This window comes from Psychrobacter urativorans (assembly GCF_904846675.1).
Taxonomy (GTDB): Bacteria; Pseudomonadota; Gammaproteobacteria; order Pseudomonadales; family Moraxellaceae; genus Psychrobacter; species Psychrobacter urativorans_B.
In genome coordinates this window covers 1-6,121 of record NZ_CAJHBT010000039.1, presented here as the reverse complement: position 1 = coordinate 6,121, position 6,121 = coordinate 1, and the positions used below count along the sequence as shown (strand labels likewise).

The window sequence follows — 6,121 nt, the reverse complement described above, 5'->3', positions numbered from 1 at the left end:
GCTGGAGAGGGCTGGAGAAATATGACAAATATTATTTAAAAATAACAAATAGGAATTTTTTTGTTTTTTACATAATAAAAGACAAAAGAAAAGAGCACCTAAATCGAAATATCTTGGTCTTTATCGTAAGTTTTAGAGTCAGGTAATCTCTCAATTCTTTCTAGATCATCCATCAGTTTTTTTTAACCTCATCCAAAGCTTCAGGATTTTTCAAATTCTCAAGTACTTTTAGCATTCTAGTAGCTCTATCCTTCTTAGATCATTGGTAATTAGCTGTAAAAACCACTCTATTTGTCCACAGATTCATATTTAAAGGCTATCTACCTCTATTTTGATACCTCCATAGCCTTTTCAATTTCATCCCTCTCTACAGCGATTTTACGGCTTTCTAGCTGCATTGCCTCATTCACCCTAGCAATATCCTCTTGATTTAGACCATCAGTCGCCACCAAGTAAGGCTCAACACGCTTTTTTAGGGTGTCATAGCTCTCTTCTGCAACGCTTTTATATAATCTAGCTTTCTCGTAGTCCGTCAAAATGCTGTTGGCAGCCTTCACCGTGGGTTCTATTTGCTCAATAACGGCTGCTATCACCTTCTCACCATACCTAGCCTTGCTTTCAAACATTTCAGGCTTAAGCGATACGGCTTCGATACTGAAATCTCTAGCGTGATTGATGTCGTGGTAATACTCCTTGATGCTGGTATGCTTGGCTTTAGAACCTTCCTTGCCCCTCGTTAGCCCCAAATCAGTGACCGTATTGGCAAAATCAGTCTGCATCTTGTTTAACTTAGCCCTGCCCCCTAGAAAATCCTTACAGTTAAGCCTCCCCTTTTGGTCAATAGGAACCACATAAGCGACTAGGTGCGGTGTGCTTATGTCCCTATGAATACTCACACCAGCAATATTTTCTTCTCCATGCTTATCAATGAGCCACTGACTAGACCGCTTAAAAAAATCCGCTTCCTGGCTTTTCCCCCAGCCTTCCCATTCAGGACTGGCGGTTATTAAATACTCAATACATAGCACCGCATCCGAACGTCTTTTTTCAGGGAGCCGATCTTGTATTGCTTTTTTGACTGCTTCAGGGGTAGCAACGGTATGATGATTTTTAGGGGTGCGGTTGGGGTCAACATTTGGCGTTTCTATCGTTCGATAGTTGTGTGCAAGACTGCCACCGATGTTGCCTATCGTCTTTAATTTTGCCGTCCTCAAAATTGCATAGTTCATCGCCACTTTTCCTGATAATTGGGTGTCATTTCGTTAAAGTGTACTTACTACACCATAAATCCGCCAATTAGAAAAGCGAGATTTTTGAAGCAAAAGGAGGTGAAAAAGGGGTATTTTTCACTGTTTAAAAATCATTCTGTTTACAGTTTGCAAACACCTTTTCTCGTTATAAATCAATGGTTAACGTCGATTTTGTAAACAATTTGCAAACAAACCAATTTCATTAAACCTAACAATATCAGCTACTTGGTCATCCCTTTAGGGTGCGTATGGTGTAGTCATTAAATTGGGTAGAAAATAACGGATCTTTTATCTATCGTAAAATTTGCTACAAAAAAGGGTTTATAAGAGCGTTACTTCTCATCATTCACTGGCATAATCTTAGGCTGGTATAAATAATTTATTAACCTAAAAAATTATCTTTAGCTAAAGATAATTCTAGTAGCGGAGTAATTTATGAGCATGATCGGTGTATCAGTAGCTAGCAATAAAAGCCTTCAATTTGAAGCCACCCAAGAAGCGTATAACAGAGTTGTTATACGACTTAATTTACTTTTGATTGAAGACAAAACCCATGAAGAAGCGGTTAGGACTAAGCTGTTTGAAGTTATGAGAGAGAAGAACAAACTAAGTAAATATTCTGCTTCTGATCTTTATGTTATGCAAAAAAGCATTGAAAAAAGGTTGATGACTTTCTAGCTGGATTGAATGAGCAGACGATCACCGCTTAGACGTACAGAACGCTAAATCTATTGAATTTTAATCACCTTTCGCTTATATTATAGGTACGAACATAAGCGAAAGGTGATTAAAATGACTACAACTAATTATAATATACGGCTTGACCAAGATTTGAAGGACAGGTCTTTTTCTGTTCTTGAAAGCTATGGACTGACACCATCACAAGCAATAAGACTGTTTTTAAACCAAGTAGCCGATACTAATGCTGTTCCCTTATCTTTTGACTATCAACCTAAACTCAACGCGCAAACTATCGCGGCTATAGCAGAGGTCGCCAACGGTAAAGGCACTAAGTACGATAGCTTTGGTAGTTTTATGGATGAGCTAGAAGGCGAGGCTGATGAGATCCATTGAAGTATCAAACCAGTTTAAGAGAGATGCCAAAAAGAATTATCTAAGCTTACTCACTCCTGCATGGGGCGAGGTGCTCAATTGTTTGACTAACGATGTACCGCTACCGGCTAAGTATAAAGACCATGCATTGACCGGCAATCATAAGGGATTTAGAGATTGCCATATCAAACCTGATTTGGTGCTTATCTACCGTGTTCAGAGCGATACGGTAGATTTCGTTAGGCTGGGTAGCCATTCAGAAGTATTTGATTAGTCCAAAGCGAATTCACTTCGGTTGTTGGATCAAGAGTTAGCCAGGACAAGCTAAAGACCCCTACGGGTTTTAAGTGGTTTTATTACGTTATTGATAGCTTATATTGGCAAAGGAGAGGTATGAGAAATTTGGGATTAGAAGAATGGAAAAATATTTTCAATATTGGCTTCTTTTTAGTTGTAAGCACAATTGGCATATTGTCTTATCTTCAAGCTCGGAAAACACTATTCTCTCCAATAAAAACTGAAATATTCAAGTTGCAAGTAGAGGAAATTAAGAAAATCCTAGAGGCATTTAATTATAAGAATCAAAAACAATTTGATGAGGAAACAGGTATTCAAGAAGTATTCAATATAAATGCTTGTAAAATGCACTTGAATTACGTCAACTGCTTTTTTAAAGGTCAAGTTGAACTATCAGAGGAGTTTAGTAAGGAACTAGACTCTGCAATTTATGGAACAGTTATGAGTAAGGAGAATTTTTTAAAAAATTTTAGACAAATATCTGCTGGTGAGGAAGTGGAGAAAGTATCTCACGTAAGTGATGGCAGTCCAGTGGAGCCTGCCTTGAAATTAGCAAAATGGCATGAGTATGAGCAAGTTGCGATACATTATACTAAAAAGTATGACGATGCCACAGAAGAGCTTTCTAATCTAGCTTCGTCTCCTCTACTTCCAAAAGAACTAGTAGAGAAAATCCATAAAGTAATAGAGATAAACAGAAATAATTTAACTCTTATAGGTGACGTTCTTACTGAAGCTGCGAAAAAAATGCCGACTAAATACACAACAATTGATCAGACTATTAAATTTGAGCCAACTTGGATTTGGAACGAATATAATTCTTCGCGTGAAAGTTTAGACCAAAGTGTTAGTGATATTCTGAGCTACATCAATAAACACCTAAAAATAAACGAAATAATGAAGTAGTAATACTCTACTTTCGGGATAAGTCTGTTATAAGTGGTTCGATAATGACAGTCTATTTTAAGTAGTCTATTAATGAGTTTGAGGTGTGAAACAGCTGGTTCCCTTGGGGTATATCTAATAAGACTAGATAATAATGTATTTAAGATCATCACGATAGGTATGAAAACTATAAATTGTAGTGTTATCTTGATTAACTGACAGGACGAACAGCTATGAAAAAAAGGCTAGCAACATTTTTACTGACTGGCTTGATGCTCACAGGATGTCATAAAGCCATTGATACTCAGACTATTAGTCTTCCTAGCGAGGTCTTACCCGTAAAAACAGATGTTGAAAAAGAATTTGAAGACCTTACGGTACAAGCCAATCAAGGCAATGCTGAGGCTCAATATAGCCTTGCAGTAATGTATGATGATGGCGAAGGTATACGCCAGGATAAAGCTAAAGCCATTGAATGGTATACAAAATCTGCCAACCAAGGATATGATCTTGCTCAATATAACCTTGCAATAATGTACGACGATGGCGAAGGGGTAGATCAGGATCGCTCTAAAGCTATTGAATGGTTCACAAAATCCGCTAACCAAGGCTACGCTAAGGCTCAACTTGAACTTAGTAGAACTTACTACAATTACGATGGCAAAGGTACACGTGAGGATTACGATAAACATATCGATTGGCGTACAAAAGCTGTTAACCAAGGGATTGGTCCCATGAAATTCATCAATGGCGTACCACATCGAAAGAGCGAGCGTGTGCGTCAAAATGATGCCAAAGTTGTTAAGGAGTGGCAGAAATTAGCTAACCAAGGTGATACTGAGGCTCAGTTCAACATTGGTAACGCTTACTACGAGGGTAAAGGTGTACGTCAGGATTACTCTAAAGCTATCGGGTGGTATACAAAATCTGCCAACCAAGGATATGTTCATGCGCAATACCAACTTGGAACAATCTATAGCTATGGCGAAGGTGCACGTAAGGATGATTATCAAGCCGCTAAGTGGTATCTAAAAGCAGCCCATCAAGGAGATGCTAGATCTGAATATAACCTTGGTATGATGTACCTTAATGGCATAGGCGTACGTCGAAATACAGTTATAGCGAAAAAGTACTTTTCCAAGGCTTGTGACAATGGATATCAACTAGGTTGTAACAACTTAGGTATAAGGACAGAGGATGAATAAAGACTAGGTTATTAGGAGATATCCCTAGTCAAAGAACCACAAAGCTAATCTCATCAAGTACACTCAGATGTACACTGATTAAACCCAATATCGTATACCTATTGAAATCGCTTAGCTACAGCCAAAGATTCAAGTCCTCACTAGGGAACCGCACCTATTCAACGTACTCATAAGCCTTAATATTCAAGATACTCTCTAAATTGTCATTTCACTCTTAAAATCTATCTGCTTGTTCGTCATCAAGATACTCTTTCATAGGTCGTTTGGTGAACTTGCTAGGGTCTTTCTTGAGCCAAGTCGCCATGTGCGTAATCCATGCACTAGATGAGCTGTTAGCAGGATTTTGTGGCATTACCAAGTGAGCGTAATCAGATATGAATTTCTTGCTATTCACAGCCCTAGCAAGCTGTTTAGGCTTTAGTGCATTGACTTCATTGTCAGTTTTATTGTTTATCCAGTCTATAGTGTTAGGGTCACGATTTGGTTTAACAGTTTTCTCGATTGAGTCAATTTTTATAGTGAATTTGAAAGCATCAACCTTACGCCCATTCTTATATTGCTGATATTTGACGGTTATATCTGTGTGTTCATTTATCTGTTCTACCGCAAAATCTAAAACCTTCTCTTTGAACTGCCCCATCCTTAAGTATTTACCTTCCTCAATCCCCATTTTCCGCCTAAATTCCTCAAGCTGCCACTTAGGGGTAACGCCTTTGCTTTTCCATGCAATTAATAGCTCATACAATCTCAATGCGTATCCACTAGTGAGATTGCTTACTTGCCCTATCTCATAACTGGTTAAACTACTCTCAAGCTCTGTAATTAAAGGAATTATAGCCCTAGAGAAGGTCAATTCCACAAGTGCTTCAGAGTCAATATATGCAACATCAGACACCCAACGGCTAGTGACATTTGCCATCCCTTTTTGTCTTTTCTCTTGATAACTAAATTGCCTTGCAAACAATGTCTTGCTGGCTTCTTTAAGGTTTTTATATGCAGTCTGTCTATGAACACCAAACTGCTTGATATAAGCATCGGCGTAAATCTCAATAGGCTTATCAAAGGCTATGTAATCAAGCTCATTCTTGTGGGTATGTTCTCTAATTACGATGATAGCCAGTAATAACAATCTTTGCTCAACAAGTGAAAGGGTATAGCTTGCCTGAATAAGAGAGTTTTCTTTTACCACCAAAGATTTATTATTCATAAGTACTCCTTTATTTCTAACGGTATTAATACACCCTAACATAACAAGTGTATTATTGGTAGATAAAGGTGTACTTATTGGTAGATAAAGGTGTACTTATAAATGAATTTTGGTAGATAAAGGTGTACTTATTGGTAGGTATAAGCATCATCGGTATAATTATGTAGCGGCCGTTCTTGCTGGACGCTTTCTTGCTTGCTGACAGTGATAGGAGCGGCTTGGTT

General features: G+C 38.1%; 7 protein-coding genes. 5 read left to right on the top strand and 2 right to left on the bottom strand.

Annotated elements, in window-relative coordinates:
- Window positions 1–326: 326 nt before the first annotated feature.
- Window positions 327–1,229: a MobV family relaxase gene (mobV, locus tag JMY06_RS11425; protein ID WP_201618371.1), complete on the bottom strand. Its 903-nt coding sequence runs from the start codon at window positions 1,227–1,229 to the stop codon at window positions 327–329.
- A gap of 456 nt (window positions 1,230–1,685) precedes the next feature.
- On the opposite strand from mobV, the gene JMY06_RS11420 reads away from it, so the two are divergent.
- The 5 genes from JMY06_RS11420 (at window position 1,686) to JMY06_RS11400 (ending at window position 4,690) form a co-directional block, all read left to right on the top strand.
- Window positions 1,686–1,928, top strand: a complete 243-nt coding sequence (locus tag JMY06_RS11420; protein ID WP_201618370.1) for a hypothetical protein — start codon at window positions 1,686–1,688, stop codon at window positions 1,926–1,928.
- Between the two features lie 114 nt (window positions 1,929–2,042).
- Window positions 2,043–2,324: a type II toxin-antitoxin system RelB/DinJ family antitoxin gene (locus JMY06_RS11415; RefSeq protein ID WP_201618369.1), complete on the top strand. Its 282-nt coding sequence runs from the start codon at window positions 2,043–2,045 to the stop codon at window positions 2,322–2,324.
- A complete protein-coding gene (locus JMY06_RS11410; protein WP_201618368.1) occupies window positions 2,311–2,577 on the top strand; it encodes a type II toxin-antitoxin system YafQ family toxin in 267 nt (88 codons plus the stop codon). The genes JMY06_RS11415 and JMY06_RS11410 overlap by 14 nt, the downstream gene beginning before the upstream one ends.
- A gap of 119 nt (window positions 2,578–2,696) precedes the next feature.
- The gene (locus tag JMY06_RS11405; protein WP_201618367.1) at window positions 2,697–3,506 is read left to right on the top strand and encodes a hypothetical protein; all 810 of its coding nucleotides are present in this window, start codon (window positions 2,697–2,699) and stop codon (window positions 3,504–3,506) included.
- A gap of 212 nt (window positions 3,507–3,718) precedes the next feature.
- Window positions 3,719–4,690, top strand: a complete 972-nt coding sequence (locus tag JMY06_RS11400) for a tetratricopeptide repeat protein (RefSeq protein ID WP_201618366.1) — start codon at window positions 3,719–3,721, stop codon at window positions 4,688–4,690.
- 214 nt (window positions 4,691–4,904) lie between these two features.
- On the opposite strand, the gene repM is transcribed toward JMY06_RS11400, so the two are convergent.
- Window positions 4,905–5,897 carry a replication initiation protein RepM gene (gene repM / locus JMY06_RS11395; protein ID WP_201618365.1) on the bottom strand — a complete coding sequence of 331 codons (993 nt, stop codon included), beginning with the start codon at window positions 5,895–5,897 and terminating at the stop codon, window positions 4,905–4,907.
- Window positions 5,898–6,121: the final 224 nt, after the last annotated feature.

Bases quoted from the DNA above. Each gene is read 5' to 3' on its own strand.
- mobV (WP_201618371.1), bottom strand. From the start codon at position 1,229: ATGAACTATGCAATTTTGAGGACGGCAAAATTAAAGACGATAGGCAAC.
- JMY06_RS11410 (WP_201618368.1), top strand. From the start codon at position 2,311: ATGAGATCCATTGAAGTATCAAACCAGTTTAAGAGAGATGCCAAAAAG.
- JMY06_RS11415 (WP_201618369.1), top strand. From the start codon at position 2,043: ATGACTACAACTAATTATAATATACGGCTTGACCAAGATTTGAAGGAC.
- JMY06_RS11400 (WP_201618366.1), top strand. From the start codon at position 3,719: ATGAAAAAAAGGCTAGCAACATTTTTACTGACTGGCTTGATGCTCACA.
- JMY06_RS11420 (WP_201618370.1), top strand. From the start codon at position 1,686: ATGAGCATGATCGGTGTATCAGTAGCTAGCAATAAAAGCCTTCAATTT.
- repM (WP_201618365.1), bottom strand. From the start codon at position 5,897: ATGAATAATAAATCTTTGGTGGTAAAAGAAAACTCTCTTATTCAGGCA.
- JMY06_RS11405 (WP_201618367.1), top strand. From the start codon at position 2,697: ATGAGAAATTTGGGATTAGAAGAATGGAAAAATATTTTCAATATTGGC.